Raw genomic sequence first — 16,730 nt, forward strand, 5'->3', positions numbered from 1 at the left:
CGGCCACCCGGGGCGCCCCCTCCGGCACTTCGTGAAGGACTTCCGGTGACGAACGAGCAACACGACCGCCGCTTCCGGGTGGTGGTCAACCACGAGGAGCAGTACTCCCTGTGGCCGGCCGGCCGCGAGAACCCGGCCGGCTGGCACGACGAGGGCACGGCAGGCGACCGGGAGACCTGTCTGCGGCGCATCGAAGAGGTCTGGACGGACATGCGGCCGGCCTCCCTGCGTGCCCGTATGCGGGAGCAGGGCCCAGAAGGAGCGACGGGTCGATGAGCGGGTTCGAGACGCCTGCCGTCGTCGGCGACCGGATCGCGGTCGTGGGCTTCTCCGGCCGGTTCCCGGGCGCCCCCTCGGAGCGTGAGTTCTGGGAACTGCTGCGCTCCGGGCGGGAGGCGCACACCTCCCTGACCCCGCGGCAGCTGCGGGACGCCGGTGTGTCCGACGAACTCCTCGACGATCCCCGGCTGGTGCGCCGCCGCCCCCTGCTGGACGGTGCGGACCTGTTCGACGCCGCCTTCTTCGGCTGCACCCCCCGTGAGGCCGAACTGATGGACCCACAGCAGCGGCTGTTCCTGGAGTGCTGCTGGGAGGCGCTGGAGTCGGCGGGCCAGGACACCACCCGCTTCGACGGTTCCGTCGGTGTCTTCGGCGGGGGCGGCCCCACCTCGTACTGGCAGCGGCATCTGTCGGCCGACCCGCGGTACCTGCGCGAAGTGGGCGAGTTCCAGGCCCTGCTGGGCAACGAGAAGGACTTCATGGCCCCGCGGGTGTCCTACCGGCTGGACCTGACGGGCCCGAGCGTCACGGTGCAGAGCGGCTGCTCCTCGTCGCTGGTGGCGGTGCACCTGGCCGTTCAGAGCCTGCTCTCCCACGAGTCGGACATCGCCCTGGCCGGCGGCTCGACGGTCTACTTTCCCCAGCACGCCGGGTATCTGCACCACGAGGGCGGGGTCAATTCGCCCGACGGGCACTGCAGGGCCTTCGCCGCCGACGCCAACGGCACCGTGCCGGGGGACGGGGTCGGCGTGGTCGTACTCAAGCGGCTGGAGGACGCACTCGCCGACGGCGACCATGTGCACGGTGTGCTGCTGGGCACCGCCGTCAACAACGACGGCGCGCACAAGGCGGGTTTCACCGCCCCGAGCGTGACCGGCCAGGCAGCCGTGATCGCCGAGGCGCTGGCCGTCGCCGGCGCCGAACCGGAGTCGATCTCCTACGTGGAGGCGCACGGCACCGGCACCCCGCTCGGCGACGGCATCGAGATCGCGGCCCTGACGGAGGCGTTCGGCACCGAGAAGCGGGGCTACTGCACCATCGGTTCCCTCAAGCCGAACATCGGGCACACGGACACCGCTGCGGGCGTGCTCGGGCTCATCAAGATCCTTCTGGCGCTGCGCCACGAGGAGATCCCGCCGGCCGTGAACTGCTCCGTCCCGGATCCGAAGATCGACTTCCCCGGCACGCCGTTCCGTATCGGTTCCAGCCCCACACCGTGGCCCCGCTGCGACCGGCCGCGCCGGGCGGGGCTGAGCTCCTTCAGCGTCGGCGGCACCAACGCGCACGTCGTCGTGGAAGAGGCTCCGCCGCGCGCCGCCCCCGTCCGCCCGAGCGCCACCCCGCAGTTGCTGGTCCTGTCCGCACGCACGGACACGGCCCTGCAGCGGTCCGGCACGGCACTGGCCGCGGCGCTGGGCGACGAGTCGGCGCCGGACCTGGCGGACGCCGCCCACACGCTGCGCGTCGGACGCCGGGTCTTTCCCCGGCGGATGGCCCTGGTGTGCCGGGACCGCGCCGAGGCGGTGGCGGCTCTGGAGGGAAGGGGCGTCACGCCCGTCAGCGTCGGACACGTCGAGCCGGACGGCTCCCCGCCCTCCGTGGCGTTCCTCTTCCCGGGCCAGGGCAGCCAGCGCGTCGGGATGGGCCGCGGTCTGTATCTGACGGAGCCCTCCTACCGAGCAGTGGTCGACGAGTGCGCCGAACTGCTCGTCCCCGCCCTCGGGGAGGACCTGCGGGCCGTGCTGTTCCCGGCCCCGGAGGACGCCGAGGACGCCGCCGGCCGGCTGACCCGGACCCGGCTGGCCCAACCCGCGCTGTTCGTCACCCAGTACGCGCTCGCCCGGCTGCTGGAGAACTGCGGCGTGCGCCCCGCCGCGCTCCTGGGGCACAGCATCGGGGAGTACACGGCGGCCTGTCTCTCCGGTGTCCTGTCGCTGCCGGACGCGCTGCGCGTGGTGGCGCTGCGCGGCGAGCTGGTGCAGCGTTGCGCCCCCGGTGCCATGGTCAGCGTTCCGCTGCCGGCCGACCGCGTCGCGGAACTGCTCGCACAGGCACCCGGCTTGGCGGTGGCCGCGGTCAACGGACCGGAGAGCACCGTGGTCTCGGGGCGGCCGGAGGCCGTCGCGGACCTGACCGGGCAGCTCACCGGGCAGGGAGTCCGCACCACCGCGCTGCACACCTCCCACGCCTTCCACTCGCCGATGATGGAAGACGTGGTTCCGGAACTGGTCGCGGCCCTGGCCTCCGTTCCGCTGCACACACCCGACATCCCCTTCCTGTCCAACCCCACCGGCACCTGGATCACCGCGGACCAGGCCACCGACCCCGCGTACTGGGGGCGGCAGCTGCGCGAGGCCGTGCTGTTCGGCGAGGCCCTCGGTGAGCTGCGGCGCACCCCGGGCCGGCTGCTGCTCGAAGTCGGCGCGGGCACCACTTTGCGCTCCCTTGCCGCGCCAGGTACGGGGCCCGGGACACCGGCCGTGATCCCGACACTCGGCGCCCGGCACGACGCTCCGGACGCCGGTCCCCTGCTGGAGTCCCTGGGCCAGTTGTGGACACGGGGCGTCGACATCGACCTGACGGCCCTGCCCGGTGCGGAAACGGGCCGGCGGGTCCCCCTGCCGACCTACCCCTTCGAGCGGCAGCGGTTCTTCGTCGACCTTCCGGTGAACGACGGCGCCGGACGGGACGGGAAGGCGGGACCGGACGCCCGTGCGACCGCCCCGGCCGAGGACACGGAGCCGGGCCGGAGCGCGGAGGGCGAGGCGCCTCGGCTGACCCACTACGCACGCCCGGAGCTGCCGACCGTCCACACCTCCCCGCGGAACCCGCTGGAGGAACTGCTGGCCGGGGTGTGGGAGGACGCCCTGGGCGTCTCACCGGTCGGAGTGCACGACAACTTCTTCGACCTGGGCGGGCATTCGCTGCTCGCGGCCCAGGTCGTGGCCCGGGTGCAGAACGTGCTCCCGGTCGCCCTGACCGTGACCGACCTGCTCTCCGACGCCCAGACCGTCGCCGGACTCGCCGAGTCCGTCGAGCGCCGGCTGCACGAGAAGCTGGCGGGCATGTCGGACGAGGACGCCGCCCGGCTGCTGGAGGAGTAGCCGGCCGGCTGTTCCAGAAACGGACAAGCGGTCATCCCGGACTAGCGGAGGTTGACTCCCCCATGGCCCCACCCGGCCCCCTCGCCGACGACGCGAAACTGTCCGCGGCAAAGCGCCAGTTGATGGAGAAATGGCTGACCGGCGGCGCGAAGCCGCACGGGCCCGTCATCCACCGTGCCGAGGATCCCGGCCCGGTGGAGCTCTCCTTCGCGCAGGAGCGGCTCTGGTTCCTGGCCCAACTGCATCCGGGCAATCCGTACCACAACATGGTGGAGGCGATCCGGCTTCGCGGCCCGCTCGACCGAGACGCCCTGCGCCATGCGCTGGAGCAGGTCGTGCGCCGCCATGACGCTCTGCGCACGGTCTTCGAGGTCCATCGGGGCGAGCCACGGCAGAGGGTCCTCGACGCACCACCGCTGGACCTCACCACGGACGCGGACACCCTGACCGAGGACTCGGCGGTGGAGCTGCTGCGGCACGACACCCAGCGGCCGTTCGACCTCGCCCGGGGCCCGCTGATCCGCTTCCGTCTCACGCCGCTGGGCCCGCTGCAGCATGTGCTGACGGTGACGATGCATCACCTGGTCGGCGACGGCATGTCGATGGGCATCCTCTTCGCTGAGCTGTTCGCGTGCTACGAGGCTCGTCTCGCCGGACGGCCCGGCCCCGACCTACCCGAACTGCCCGTCCGCTACACGGACTTCTCCCGGTGGCAGCGGCAACTGATGCGCGGTGAGGAACTGAGCCGGCGGCTCGACCACTGGCGATCGGTCCTGCGCGAGCCGCTGCCCGACCTGGACCGGCTCACCGACCGGCCGCGCCGCGGCGCCACCAGCCTGCGGGCGATCAGCCGTCCCTTCGCGCTCTCCCCGTCCGTGTCGGAGGGACTGCGCACCCTGGCCCGCGACCACCAGGCGACCCTCTTCATGGCCCTGCTGGCCGGCTTCAACGCCCTGGTGCACCGTCGCACGGGCGACGAGGACATCGTGACCGGTTCGGTGGTGCACGGACGTGACCAGCCGGAACTGGAGCATCTCGTCGGCTTCTTCGCCAACACCCTGGCGCTGCGCACCGACCTGTCCGGCGGACCGACCTTCAGCGAACTGCTGGGCCGGGTCCGGCGGACCTGTCTCGAGGCGTACGCCCACCGGGACATGCCCATCGAGGTCCTGGCGGCCGAACTGCGCCCCGGGATCAACGGCGGGGACAACCCGCTGTTCCAGGCGGCCGTGGTGGGCGAGAACCCCGCGGGCGCCGCACGCATGGGCGACCTGGAGGTGGGCGCGTTCGACTTCGGCCTGGACACCGCCGAGTTCGACCTGGTGCTGCACTACTGGGAGACCGACGGATGCGTCAAGGGCGGGGTGCGCGGCAGCGCGGATCTCTTCGACGCCGAGTCCGTGAGCCGCTTCACCACACAGCTGGAGCAGCTCTTCGCCGCGGTGGTGCGGGACCCGGGGCAGCCCCTGGCGGCTCTTCCCCTCGCCACGGACCCGCCGCCGGCCCCGGAGGCCCCCACGGCTCCGGCCGGCACCGGCGGAGCGGCGGATCCGTCCACGCCGGCACCGGCGGGACACGGCGAGCCGGGCGCCGGCACCGTGGCCACCCCCACCGAACAGGCCGTGGCGGCGGTCTGGCGCGAGGTGCTCGGGGTCCGGGACATCGACCCGGACGAGGACTTCTTCGAGGTCGGCGGGCACTCCCTGCGCGCGGTCCGGGTCCTGCTGCGGCTGCGCGAACGCCTCGGCGTGGACCTGCCCGTGCAGGTCTTCTTCGCGGCACCGACGATCAGGACACTGGCCGCCGAGTTCGACCGGGCGGCCGGTGGTGCCGAGGCCGGGGACTCCGGGACTGCGGCGGGCGACGAGGACGACACCGTGCTGCTCGCGGACGCCGTCCTGCCGGCGGACGTCTCCGGCGAGCACCGCGCCCCTCGTACGGCTCCTTCCGTGCCGGCGCCCGCGCATGTCCTGCTCACCGGGGCCGACGGCTTCCTCGGGGCGCATCTGCTCGCCCGGCTGCTGGAGACGACCGGAGCGCGGGTGCACTGTCTGATCGAGGCGTCCGGCCCCGACGAGGCCGAGCGGACCCTCGCCCGGGCCTTCGCCCGGTACGGGATCAGGGTGCCCGAGGACCGCGTCACCGTGCTGCCCGGCAGTCTGCGCGAGCCGCTGCTCGGTCTGTCCCCCATCGCCTTCGCCCGGCTCGCCGGGATGGTCGACGTGATCCACCACGTGGGCTGCGAGGCCAGTCTCGCCCTGCCCTACGCCCAGTTGAAGGCGGCCAACGTGGGCGGCACCACGGAGGTGCTGCGGCTCGCCTTCCGCGGCGGCGGCACACCGCTGCACTACGTGTCCTCACCCGGAGTGCTCCTCGATCGGGATGCCCCGCCCGGCCTCCTGCGCACGGACGGACGGGTCGCGGCTCGCTCGGTTCTGGCCTCCGGCTATGTGCGCAGCCGGTGGGTCGCCGAGGAACGGGTGGACGCCGCCAGGGAGCGGGGCCTGCCCGTCTCCGTCTACCGGCCGGGCCGGCTCGGCGGCCACTCCGCGACCGGCGCCGGGGACCCGGACTCGGCCTTCTGGCAGTTCGTGCGGGCCTGCACCGCCCTGGGCACGGTGCCCGACTTCGGTCCGGACGCCGACTTCGACCTGGTGCCCGTGGACTATGTGGCCGACGCGGTCGCCGCGCTCTCGCTGCGTGCCGAGGCGCTGGGCGGCACCTATCACCTGGCCCATCCCGTCCGCACACCGTTCGCCGCGGTCGTCGAGCGGCTGCGGGCGGCGGGCTACGGACTCACCGGGACGACCGTCGAGGAGTGGTCGCGCCGGGTGGCCGCGGACGCCCTGGACACCGGAACGGCCGGGGACGAGACGACGGTCTCCATGGCCGCGCTGACGAGCTCCTCGCGGGACATGCCCGACTTCGGCAGCCTCCGCCTAGACGTCGGCGGCACCCTCGCCGCGCTCGCCGGAACCCCGGTGCGATGCCCCTCGGTCGACGCGGTGCTGCTGGACCGCTACCTGGACCACCTCATCGGCGCGGGCCTGCTGCCGCGTCCGCCCGCCCACCGCACTTCACGATCGGAGAACGCCCTATGAGCGCCGACCTCGTCCCGGCCACGGTGGCGTGGGGCCCGCGGCTGCCCCTGGAGCCGGTGACGCCCGAGGCCCCCGCGCAGCATGTACGGACGACGCTGGACGCGGACCGGTGGCGGGAGATCTCACGGCGCGCGCTCGCCTCGGGGCTCGAACCGGTGACGGTTCTGCAGGCCGCCGTCACCGAGGTGCTGGGGCTGTGGGCGCGGGACCCCGAGTTCGGCCTGCGTCTGCGGTCCGCGGGCGGCTGTGTGACGGCGGACGTCGCCGTCCTCGCCGACGGCGGCTTCGCGGGCCGGGCGGCGCGCCTGCGGGACACCACCGCCCCGGCATCCGGCACGGTGCCGCCCACGTGGCCGACGCCTCTCGTGGAGTGCGTGGACGCCGTGGCGGGCCCGGCCGCCGACGCACCGCCCGGCCCCGCCCCCGTCCTGACGGTCCGCCTGGAGCCCTGCGGGGACGGCGTCGCCGCCGAGTGGGAGAGCCCCGCGGCCGCACTGCCCGCCGGGCTGGTGGCGGACATGGCGGAGTCCTGGTGCGGCCTGCTCGTCACGCTCGCCGGGGACCCGCAGGCGTGGACGGCCCCGCGCTCCCCTCTCCGGCTGCCGGCGGCCCAGGAACGGCAGCGCGCGGAGGTGAACGCCACTGCCGCGCCCGTCCCGAAGGGGCTGCTGCACGAGGCCGTCGCCCGTGCCGCCGCGCTCCACCCGGAACGGACCGCGGTCGTCGCGGCCGACAGGAGGCTGCGCTACACCGAACTCGTCGCCCGCTCCCGCCGTATCGGCAGACGCCTTCGTGAACTGGGCGCCAGGCCCGGGGCCCTGGTCGCGGTGTGCATGGAGAAGGGCTGGGAGCAGCCGGTCGGCATCCTGGGTGTGCTGGAGTCAGGGGCCGCCTGGGTGCCCGTCGACCCCGAACTCCCCGCCGAGCGCCGGGCGTACCTGCTGGAGACGACCGGCGCGCAGGTGGTGCTCACCCAGCGCTCGGTGGCGCGTCGGCTGCGGTGGCCCGCCGGTGTGACGGTGCTGGCGGTGGACGACGACGAGGAGTGGGCCGGCACCGACGACGGACCCCTTCCCGCCGCGCAGGGACAGGACGACGTCGCCTACGTCCTGTTCACCTCCGGCTCCACGGGTCGCCCGAAGGGCGTCATGGTGCCGCACCGCGGCGCTCTGAACACCGTGCTGGACGTGAATGACCGGTACGGCGTGACGTGCGAGGACAGGTTCCTCGGCCTGTCCGCGATGAGCTTCGACCTGTCGCTGTGGGACATGTTCGGCGCGCTGTGCGCCGGCGCGGCACTCGTGCTGCCCGCCCCGGGCTCCGAGCGGGACCCCGCCCACTGGCTTCAACTGGTCCGCCGGGAGGGCGTCACCACCTGGATGGGCGCGCCGGCGCTCTTCGAGCTCTTCTGCGAGCAGGTGGAGCGGGACCCGGAGCCCTGGGCCGACTCGCTGCGGCTGCTGATCCTCGGCGGTGACTGGATCCCCTTGTCACTGCCCGCACGCGCCCAGGACATCGCCCCGGACGTACGGTTCGTCAGCCTCGGCGGGAACACGGAGGCGTCGATCCTCTCCTGCACGTACGACGTCGAGCGCCTGGACCCCGAGTGGCGCAGCATCCCGTACGGCAAGCCGCTGGCCAACCAGACGCTGCACGTGCTCGACTCGGCGCTGCGGGACCGGCCGGTGGGGGTGCCCGGCGACCTGTACATCGGGGGTACCGGAGTAGCCCTGGGCTACTGGCAGGACCCCGAACGGACCGCGGCCGCCTTCCTCACTCACCCTCAGACGGGTGAACGGCTGTACCGCACAGGCGATCTGGGCAGGGTCCTGCCGGACGGGAACGTGGAGTTCCTCGGCCGGGCGGACTTCCAGGTGAAGGTGGACGGCCACCGGATCGAGCCGGGCGAGGTCGAGGCCGTGCTGACCTCCCACGCCACGGTCGACACCGCCGTGGTGACAGCGCTGCCGCGTACGGACGGCGAGCTGGGCAACCAGGCGCTCGCCGGCTATGTCACGCCGGCCGCCGGTTCGCGGCCGGACGCGGAGGTGCTGCGGGCGTATCTCGCCGACCGGCTGCCGGCGTACCTGGTGCCCGCGCATCTGGTGGTCCTGGCCGAACTCCCGCTGACCGCGCACGGAAAGGTCGACCGGCGGGCTCTGCCCCGGCCGGGAGCGGCGGCGGGGCCGGGCGGTACGGCCGACGCGCCGCGCACACCGACGCAGGCGCTGGTCGCCGGGCTGTGGTCGGAGATCCTGGGCGTCGACAACGTGGGCCCGGACGACTCGTTCTTCGAACTGGGCGGCAACTCACTGCTGGGCATCAGGGTCATGAACCGGCTCGGTGAGCGGCTGGGCCGGGACCTGGACGCCCATGGTCTGTTCCGGCACCGGACCGTGGCCGAACTCAGCCTGGCCATCGACCGGGTGCGCGCGGACGAGGGCTCCGGCGGCGCTCTGCCCGTCGTACGGCACGATCCGGACCAGGCCCACGAACCGTTCCCGCTCACCGACCAGCAGCAGGCGTACTGTGTCGGCCGGACCGGCTCGCTCGCCTCCGGCAACGTCTCGGCCCACATGTACCTGGAGTTCGAGGGCCACGGGCTGGACGTGGACCGGTTCCGACGCGCCTGGCAGCGGGTGGTGGACCGGCATCCGATGCTGCGGGCGGTGGTGCGGCCCGGCACGATGTCGCAGCAGGTGCTGGCGTCCGTCCCCCCGTACGAGATGCCGGTGATCGACCTGCGCGGGGCGGAGGGGGACGCGGTGCGCGCGGGACTCGCCGAGATCCGCGAGCGGTACTCGCACGAGGTGCGGCCGGTCGACACCTGGCCGCTGTTCGACGTGGTGGTGGCCCGGCTGGACGGCGAGCGGTTCCGGGTGCACTTCAGCATCGACGCTCTGTGCGCCGACTTCGCCAGTGCCCGCGTCCTGTTCGACGACCTGACCCGCTTCTACGCCGACCCGGAGGCCCGGCCCGCCCCTCCGGCACCGGACTACCGGGACTATGTACTGGCCGCCGCCGAACTGGCGGGCACGGAACGGTACCGGCGCTCCCTGGCGTACTGGGAGCAGCGCCTGCGGTCCCTGCCGCCCGCTCCCGATCTGCCGCTGGCGCGGACTCCGGAGTCGGTGGACGCCCCTCGGTTCGTGCGGCGTTCGGTGCGGCTGGACGCCGAGCGGTGGAAGCGGCTGGTCGCCCGGGCCGGCGTCGCAGGGCTCACTCCGGCGGGAGTGCTGCTGGCCGTGTACGCGCAGGCGCTGGCCGGCTGGGCCCGCAGCCCGCGCTTCACGCTCAACGTGACCAACCTGAACCGGCTGCCGCTGCATCCCGAAGTGGACGGCACGGTCGGCGAGTTCGCGTCGTTCGCCCTGGTCGAGGTGGACGGCTCGGGGGAAGGTGACTTCACGACGAGGGCCCGCCGGGTGCAGGAGCAGCTGTGGAGCGACCTGAGCCACTCCCACGTGAGCGGTGTCCAGCTGCTGCGGGAGCTGATGCGGCTGCGCAAGGGATTCGACGGGGCCCTGATGCCGGTGGTGTTCACCAGCGCCGTGCCCTTGGCCGGCGGTACGAGCGCCCTGCTGGACGGGGTGCTGCGGCAGACGTACGGCATCACGCAGACCCCGCAGGTGTGGATGGATCTGCTGACCGAGGTCCAGGACGACGAGCTGGTGGTCAACTGGGACGTCGCGCAGTCGCTGTTCGCCCCGGAGGTGCTGGACGGCATCTTCGGCACGCTCCGTACGCTGCTGACCCGCCTCGCCGACGACGAGGCCGCCTGGTCGGCCGACGAGGCGCTCGGACCCGTTCCGGAGCCGGTCACGGACGGCACCGGGCCGGGCCGGGGAGTGTGCCGCGAGGTGCCCGACCTGCTGGTGCAGGACCTGTTCCTGGAGCGGGTCACGGACGCCCCGGACCGGGTGGCCGTCGTCGCCTCCGACCGCACCCTCACCTACGCCCAACTGCACCGGGAGGCGTGCCGCGTCGCGCACTGGCTGCGTGCCCGCGGCGCGCGCGCCGGCAGTCCGGTGGCGATCGTGATGGACAAGGGCTGGGAGCAGATCGCCGCCGCCTACGGGGTCCTCTATGCCGGCGCGCCGTATCTGCCCGTCGACGCGGAGGCCGGCGCCCCTCGCGTCCGGGAACTGCTCGAACGCTGCGGGGTGGAACTGGTGCTCACCCAGCGGGCGCTGCGCGACACGGCCGATGGCCGGCACACGCTGTGCGTCGACGACCTTCCCCCGGACGATGTCGCCGAGGAGATCCCGCCACCCGAGTGCCCGGCGACTCCGGCCGATCTGGCCTATGTGCTGTTCACGTCCGGCTCGTCCGGCCGGCCCAAGGGGGTGATGCTGGAGCACCGCGGGGTGGTCAACGCCCTGCGCGAGACCGTCGACACCTTCGGCATCGGCCCCGACGACCGGGCGCTGGCGCTGACCGCGCTCCATCACGACATGTCGGTGTTCGACGTCTTCGGAGTCCTCGGCGCGGGCGGCACCCTGGTGGTCCCGGACGCTTCCTCCCGCCGTGAGGCCGCGCACTGGGCGGACCTGATGGCACGGCACACGGTGACGGTGTGGAATTCCGTGCCGGCCATGATGGAAATGCTCCTGGAGCACCTCGGAGAGGCCGACGGCCCGCTGTCCGACCTGCGTCTTGCGTACCTCGGCGGGGACTGGCTCCCCCTCCCCGCCGTCCGCCGGCTCCACGAGCGGGCGGGCGTCGAGGTGGTGAGCGTGGGCGGCCCCACCGAGACGACCCTGTGGAACGTCTGGCACCGGGTGCGGGATCTCGCCCCCGACCTGCGCAGCGTCCCCTACGGCACACCGATCGCCAACACGGGCTACCACATCCTGGACGAGCGGATGCGTGACCGTCCGGTCTGGGCGACCGGCGAGATGTACTGCTCCGGAGTCGGGCTGGCCCGTGGCTACTGGGGGGACGACGAGCGGACCGCCGCCGCGTTCGTCACCCATCCGCGCACCGGGGAGCGGCTGTACCGCACCGGTGACCTCGGCCGGTTCCTGCCGGACGGCACGATCGAGTTCATGGGGCGCGCGGACTTCCAGATCAAGGTCAACGGGCATCGGATCGAGCCGGGCGAGGTGGAGGCCGCGCTGCTGTCGCACCCCTCGGTGACCGCCGCCGTGGTGACCGGGCTGCCCCGACCGGACGGGGCCGGGCACCGGGGATTGACCGCCCATGTGGTCCCGGCCCCGACCGGCCCGCACCGGGAGGCCGCTGCCCTCGGCCCGGTGCTCCGTGCCCATCTGCGCGACACGCTCCCGCCGTACATGGTGCCGTCGGCCTTCGTCGTCCTCGACGCGCTGCCGCTCAACGCCAACGGCAAGGTCGACCGGGGCGCGCTGCCGGCGCCCCGGGTGGAGCCGGCCACCGGCTCCGGCGGGCCGAGTTCGGCGGTCGCCGAGGTCTGCGCCGCCGTCTGGGCGGACGTGCTCGGCGTGGCCGCGGTGCACGAACACGCCAACTTCTTCGAGCTGGGCGGGGATTCCGTGCTCGCGACCCGCATCGTGGCGCGGCTGCGTCAGATCTTCGCGTCGGAGGGCGTCTCCTTGCGCATGGTGTTCCTGACCCCGACGGTCGCCGAACTGGCCCGGGCCGTGGTGGAGCAGGAGGACTTCCCGGGCCGGTCGGAAAGGGCCGCGGCCATACACCTGCGGATCGCGCGCATGTCCCCGGACGAGGTCGCGCGGGAGTTGTCGGCCCGTCGGGCCTCGGCGAAGGGCGGCGTGTGATGGACGTCCGGACGGACGGCGCAGCCTACGAGGGACTGCTGGTGCATGAGCGGGTGGCCCGGCAGGCGGCGCTCACACCGGGGGCCGAAGCGGTCGTGAGCGGCCGCGAGCGGTTGACGTACGAGGAACTGGATGAGGCCGCACAGACGCTGGCCCGACATCTGCGCCGGCTCGGAGCGGGACCGGAGACCCTGGTCGGTATATGTCTGGGGCGCTCCCCCTGGCTGGTCGTGGCGATCCTCGCGGTGCTCAGGACGGGTGCGGCCTATCTGCCGCTGGATCCCGCGTTCCCCGCCGAGCGCATCGGGTTCATGCTGCGGGACAGCGGAACGGAACTGGTCGTCAGCGACGAGGCGTGCCGGGGCCGGTTCACGGGCGGACCGGGGACGGTGGTGTCGCTGGACCGCGACTGGGGCGAGATCGCCGCCGCGGACGGTCCCGCACCGGACGCGTGGCCGGCCGGCGTCCCGGGGGACGCCGCCTCCCGGCTCGCGTATGTGCTCTACACCTCGGGTTCGACGGGCCGCCCCAAAGCGGTGGCCGTGGAGCACCGCAATGTGGCGGCGTTCGTCGACTGGGCGGTGGCCCACTTCGGCCGTGACGAGCTGCGGTACACGCTCGCCGCCACGTCGGTGTGTTTCGACCTGTCCGTCTTCGAGCTGTTCTGCCCGCTCGCGGCGGGCGGCACGGTGGTCATGGCCGAGACCGTCTTCCATCTGCCGGCCGTCGCCGCCGACCGGCCGGTCACGCTGGTCAACACCGTGCCGAGCCTGATCATCGACCTGCTGGCGTCGGAACGGCTGCCGTCCTCGGTCGTCGCGGTCAACCTGGCCGGAGAGGCACTTCCGGCCCACCTCGCCCGGGACCTGTACGCCACCGGCACGGTCCAGCGGGTCCGCAATCTCTACGGGCCGTCCGAGGACACCACCTATTCCACGTGGAGCCTGGTGGCTCCGACCGGCAAACCTCTGATCGGCAGGCCCATCACCGGCACCAGCGCCCATGTCCTGGATCCGGACGGCCTGCCGGTGCCCGAGGGGGCGACCGGTGAGCTGTACCTCGGCGGCGAGGGGGTGGCCCGGGGATATCTGCGCCGGCCCGCCCTGACCGCGGAGCGTTTCGTGCCGGACCCGTTCTCCGGTCGGCCGGGGGCCCGGCTGTACCGCACGGGCGACCTGGCGCGGGTGCTGCCGGGCGGCGAACTGGACTACCTCGGGCGGGCCGACCAGCAGATCAAGGTCCGGGGGCTGCGCATCGAACCCGGGGAGATCGAGGCGGTGCTGACGGAGCATCCGACCGTGCGCCGGGCCGCGGTGGTCGCCCGCGGCGACACGGCCGACTCGGCCGGGCTCGTCGCCTATGTGGTGGGCGAGGGGGCCCAGGATCCGTCCGCGCTCCGTCGCTATCTGGCGGAACGTCTCCCGCTGTACATGGTTCCGGAGGCGTTCGTGCCGGTGGCGGCCATTCCCCTCACCGTCACCGGAAAGGTCGATGTCAAGGCACTGTCCTCGCCGATGGCGTGATGCGCACCCCACCTCTTTCGCGACCGCCGTCGGAGGAGCCGTAATTGCAGTGCTAAACTCGCGGCGCTATTCACGGTAAGGTAAGCCTTACCAGGCATGCGCGACAGTAAGCGCAAACGGCTTCGGGAACGGTTTTCAATGCAGTTCGCATGAGGCGGTCCCGGTCGCCACACATCCACCGGAAGAGGTTTTCGTGAGTGCTACGGACGCCAAAGCGGGCCGCGAAGCCCGAACCGTATTGATAATCACCGTGATTGCCTCGGCGTTATTGGTAATCGATATCACCATCGTCTCCGTGGCCTTACCCGCGATTCAATCGGATCTGGGCGGATCCCTGGCGGCCCTGCAATGGGTGATCATCGGATACACGATCACGTTCGGTGCCTTCCAGCAGACGGCCGGATCGCTGTCGGACCGGCTGGGACGCAAGTCGATGTTCATGAGCGGCATCACGCTGTTCACCCTGTCCTCGCTGGCCTGCGGCGTGGCGCCGAACGCCGTGTCCCTGGACGTCGCCCGGTGCGTGCAGGGTGTGGGCGCGGCCTTCGTCCTGGCCAACGCGATGCCGCTGATCGCCCAGGTGTACGACGGCCAGCAGCGCAACATGGCCATCGCCGTCTGGGGAACCACACTTGGGGCCTGCGGTGCCGTGGCCCCGGTCATCGGAGGCCTGCTGGTCGACCTGACCCAGTGGCGTTATCTGTTCCTGATCAATGTGCCCATCGGTGTGGTGGCGCTCGTGCTCTGCCGCAAGCGGCTCCCGGCCACCCCCGCGACAGCGGGCACCGCCGGCATCGACTGGACCGGGGCCGGGCTGCTGGTGATCGTCCTGGGCCTGGTCAACTTCGCCCTCACCCGAGGTGAGGACCAGGGCTGGGCGAGCACCGCCACCGTCGTCCAACTGGTGCTGTCGGCCGTTCTGTTCCTCGCCTTCCTGCTGCTGGAACGGCGGGTCACGGCGCCCACGCTGGACCTCTCCCTGTTCCGGGTTCCGACCTTCGTCGCGGCCGCCCTGATCGCCTTCTTCTCCCGCTTCGCCACGGTCGGCGGCTCGGTGTACTACATCCTGTACTTCCAGAGCTCCCGAGGGCTGAGCCCGTTGCAGACCGGTCTGATCATGATGGCCGTGTTCGCCCCGCAGCTCGGGATGGGGCTGGTCGCCGGAAAGCTGCAGGCCAAGTACTCGCCGTCCCACATCATCGGAGCCGGCTTCGGCATTCTGGCCCTCGGCGGGCTCGCGATGTTCTGGGCGTTCGACCGGGACAACAGCGTCTGGACGGCGCTGCCGGGTCTGTTGCTGTGGGGCGTGGGCGGCGGTCTCGCCGGCAGCCCGTCGATGTCCCTGGCCGTGAACGTGGTGCCCAAGGAGCGGGCCGGTATGGCCTCGGGCGCGATCAACAGCCTCTTCATGTTCGGGGCCGGCATCGGAGCGGCCATCTTCGGCGTGCTGTTCCGGACCCGGATCTCCGATCAGGCGGACACCGAACTGGAGTTGAGTTCCGGCACCCACGACGCCGTGGTGACCTCGGCCGCCCAGGGCGACATCACCAGGGCCCTGGAGAACGTGCCCGGCGCGATCGCCGGGCAGGTGCGCCGCACCTTGGAGTCCGCCATCGCCGACGGTGCCGCGGAGGTCATGCTGTGGGCCGCGCTGATCTGTGTGGGCACGGCCGGCATCGCGCTGACGCTGGTCCGCAAGCAGGACCTGCTGACCGGCGCCCCGGAGAAGGACACCAGCGACGACCCGGCGGCGGAACCGGCCTGACGGGCAGTCGAAGGGTGCGGCGGCTCTCCCCACCGGAGGCCGCCGTGCCCGGCGTCACCGGCCTCCGGCCGCCCGGCCCGTACACCCCCCATTGCCGCATCCCGTGCCCCGACAGGAGACAGAAATGCCCTCGTCCGGCCGTCGGCCGCCATTACGCGTGCTCGTTCTGGGAGGAACCGGCTTCGTCTCGGGCGCCGTGGCCCGCGAGGCCGTGGCCCGGGGCCATGACGTCACCTGCGTGGCGCGCGGCACCGGGACGTCCTTGCCCGAAGGCGCACGGCTGCTGCGCACCGACCGCAACGCGCCCGAGGCCCTGGCCGCTCTGCGGGAGGCCAGGTTCGACGCGGCGGTCGAGACCGCGACACTCGCCCTGCCCTGGGTCCGCGAGGCCCTGCGTGCCGTGACCGCGGCCCACTGGACGTTCATCTCCTCCATCAGCGTCTACGCGGACACCCTCACGCCCGGTCAGACGGCCCGCTCCGGCCGACTGCGTCCGGCGCTCCCGGACGACACCACCTGCTACGACCCGACCAGGGACGCGGAGCCGTCCCAGGCACGGTACGGGGGTGTGAAACTCGCCTGCGAGCAGCTGTTCCGGGAGGCGACCGAGGACCGGGCGCTCCTGGTACGCCCGGGACTGGTGGTGGGTCCGGGCGACGACGTGAGCCCTTTCGGCTACTGGCCGTTGCGGATGGCCCGGGGCGGGCCCGCGGTGACTCCGCCCGCCGCGACCGGCGACGGAATCCCCCTGCCCGCGCAGTGCATCGACGTACGCGACCTCGCCGCGTGGATCGTCGACCGGGCGGAGGCGGGCACGAGCGGGACGTTCGACGCGGCCGGGCCGCCGGTCCATCTGTCCTCGCTGCTCCAGGAGATCGCGGACGCCGTCGGCCACCCGACGCTCGAACTGGTGCCGGTGCCCGAGGAAACGCTGCTCCGAGCCGGTGCCGTGCCGTGGACGGGGCCGGGGTCGGTGCCCCTGTGGCCGCCCCGCATCCTGCACGGCGCCCTGTCCCGGGACGTCTCCGCGTCCTTCGACGCCGGCCTGCGGGTCCGGTCGGTGGCCGAGACCGCCGAGGCGGTGCTGCGCGACCGGCTGGAACGGGCCCCCGCAAAGCCGCCCGTGGCGGGGATGTCACCGGTCGCGGAGGCGGCGCTGCTGCGGGAAATCGGCTACTGAGCAGGCCGAACAGCCTTTTCTG

General features: G+C 72.8%; 7 protein-coding genes. All 7 read left to right on the forward strand.

Annotated elements, in window-relative coordinates:
* Positions 1-45: 45 nt before the first annotated feature.
* The 7 genes from ACFPQ9_RS42505 to ACFPQ9_RS42535 all read left to right on the forward strand — a co-directional run bounded on the left by ACFPQ9_RS42505 (position 46) and on the right by ACFPQ9_RS42535 (position 16,708).
* Positions 46-276 (forward strand): MbtH family protein, encoded by a 231-nt coding sequence (locus ACFPQ9_RS42505; protein ID WP_380865337.1) that lies wholly within the window; start codon positions 46-48, stop codon positions 274-276.
* Positions 273-3,383, forward strand: coding sequence for a type I polyketide synthase (locus ACFPQ9_RS42510; RefSeq protein ID WP_380865339.1), 3,111 nt, complete (start codon positions 273-275; stop codon positions 3,381-3,383). Before ACFPQ9_RS42505 ends, ACFPQ9_RS42510 begins: the two co-directional genes overlap by 4 nt.
* A 62-nt stretch (positions 3,384-3,445) precedes the next feature.
* Complete coding sequence (locus ACFPQ9_RS42515; protein WP_380865342.1) at positions 3,446-6,484, forward strand: thioester reductase domain-containing protein; 3,039 nt, start codon at positions 3,446-3,448, stop codon at positions 6,482-6,484.
* Positions 6,481-12,240 (forward strand): amino acid adenylation domain-containing protein, encoded by a 5,760-nt coding sequence (locus tag ACFPQ9_RS42520; RefSeq protein ID WP_380865344.1) that lies wholly within the window; start codon positions 6,481-6,483, stop codon positions 12,238-12,240. The genes ACFPQ9_RS42515 and ACFPQ9_RS42520 overlap by 4 nt, the downstream gene beginning before the upstream one ends.
* Positions 12,240-13,763, forward strand: coding sequence for an amino acid adenylation domain-containing protein (locus ACFPQ9_RS42525; RefSeq protein ID WP_380865346.1), 1,524 nt, complete (start codon positions 12,240-12,242; stop codon positions 13,761-13,763). Before ACFPQ9_RS42520 ends, ACFPQ9_RS42525 begins: the two co-directional genes overlap by 1 nt.
* 250 nt (positions 13,764-14,013) lie before the next feature.
* Positions 14,014-15,528: an MFS transporter gene (locus ACFPQ9_RS42530; RefSeq protein ID WP_380865349.1), complete on the forward strand. Its 1,515-nt coding sequence runs from the start codon at positions 14,014-14,016 to the stop codon at positions 15,526-15,528.
* Positions 15,529-15,652: 124 nt separating this feature from the next.
* Positions 15,653-16,708 carry an NAD-dependent epimerase/dehydratase family protein gene (locus ACFPQ9_RS42535; RefSeq protein WP_380865350.1) on the forward strand — a complete coding sequence of 352 codons (1,056 nt, stop codon included), beginning with the start codon at positions 15,653-15,655 and terminating at the stop codon, positions 16,706-16,708.
* The last annotated feature ends 22 nt before the right edge of the window (positions 16,709-16,730 follow it).

The sequence above is a fragment of the Streptomyces coerulescens genome, assembly GCF_042657965.1.
GTDB lineage: Bacteria > Actinomycetota > Actinomycetes > Streptomycetales > Streptomycetaceae > Streptomyces > Streptomyces coerulescens.

Coding starts and splice junctions, on each gene's coding strand:
- ACFPQ9_RS42515 (WP_380865342.1), top strand. CDS start 3,446: ATGGCCCCACCCGGCCCCCTCGCCGACGACGCGAAACTGTCCGCGGCA.
- ACFPQ9_RS42525 (WP_380865346.1), top strand. CDS start 12,240: ATGGACGTCCGGACGGACGGCGCAGCCTACGAGGGACTGCTGGTGCAT.
- ACFPQ9_RS42510 (WP_380865339.1), top strand. CDS start 273: ATGAGCGGGTTCGAGACGCCTGCCGTCGTCGGCGACCGGATCGCGGTC.
- ACFPQ9_RS42535 (WP_380865350.1), top strand. CDS start 15,653: ATGCCCTCGTCCGGCCGTCGGCCGCCATTACGCGTGCTCGTTCTGGGA.
- ACFPQ9_RS42520 (WP_380865344.1), top strand. CDS start 6,481: ATGAGCGCCGACCTCGTCCCGGCCACGGTGGCGTGGGGCCCGCGGCTG.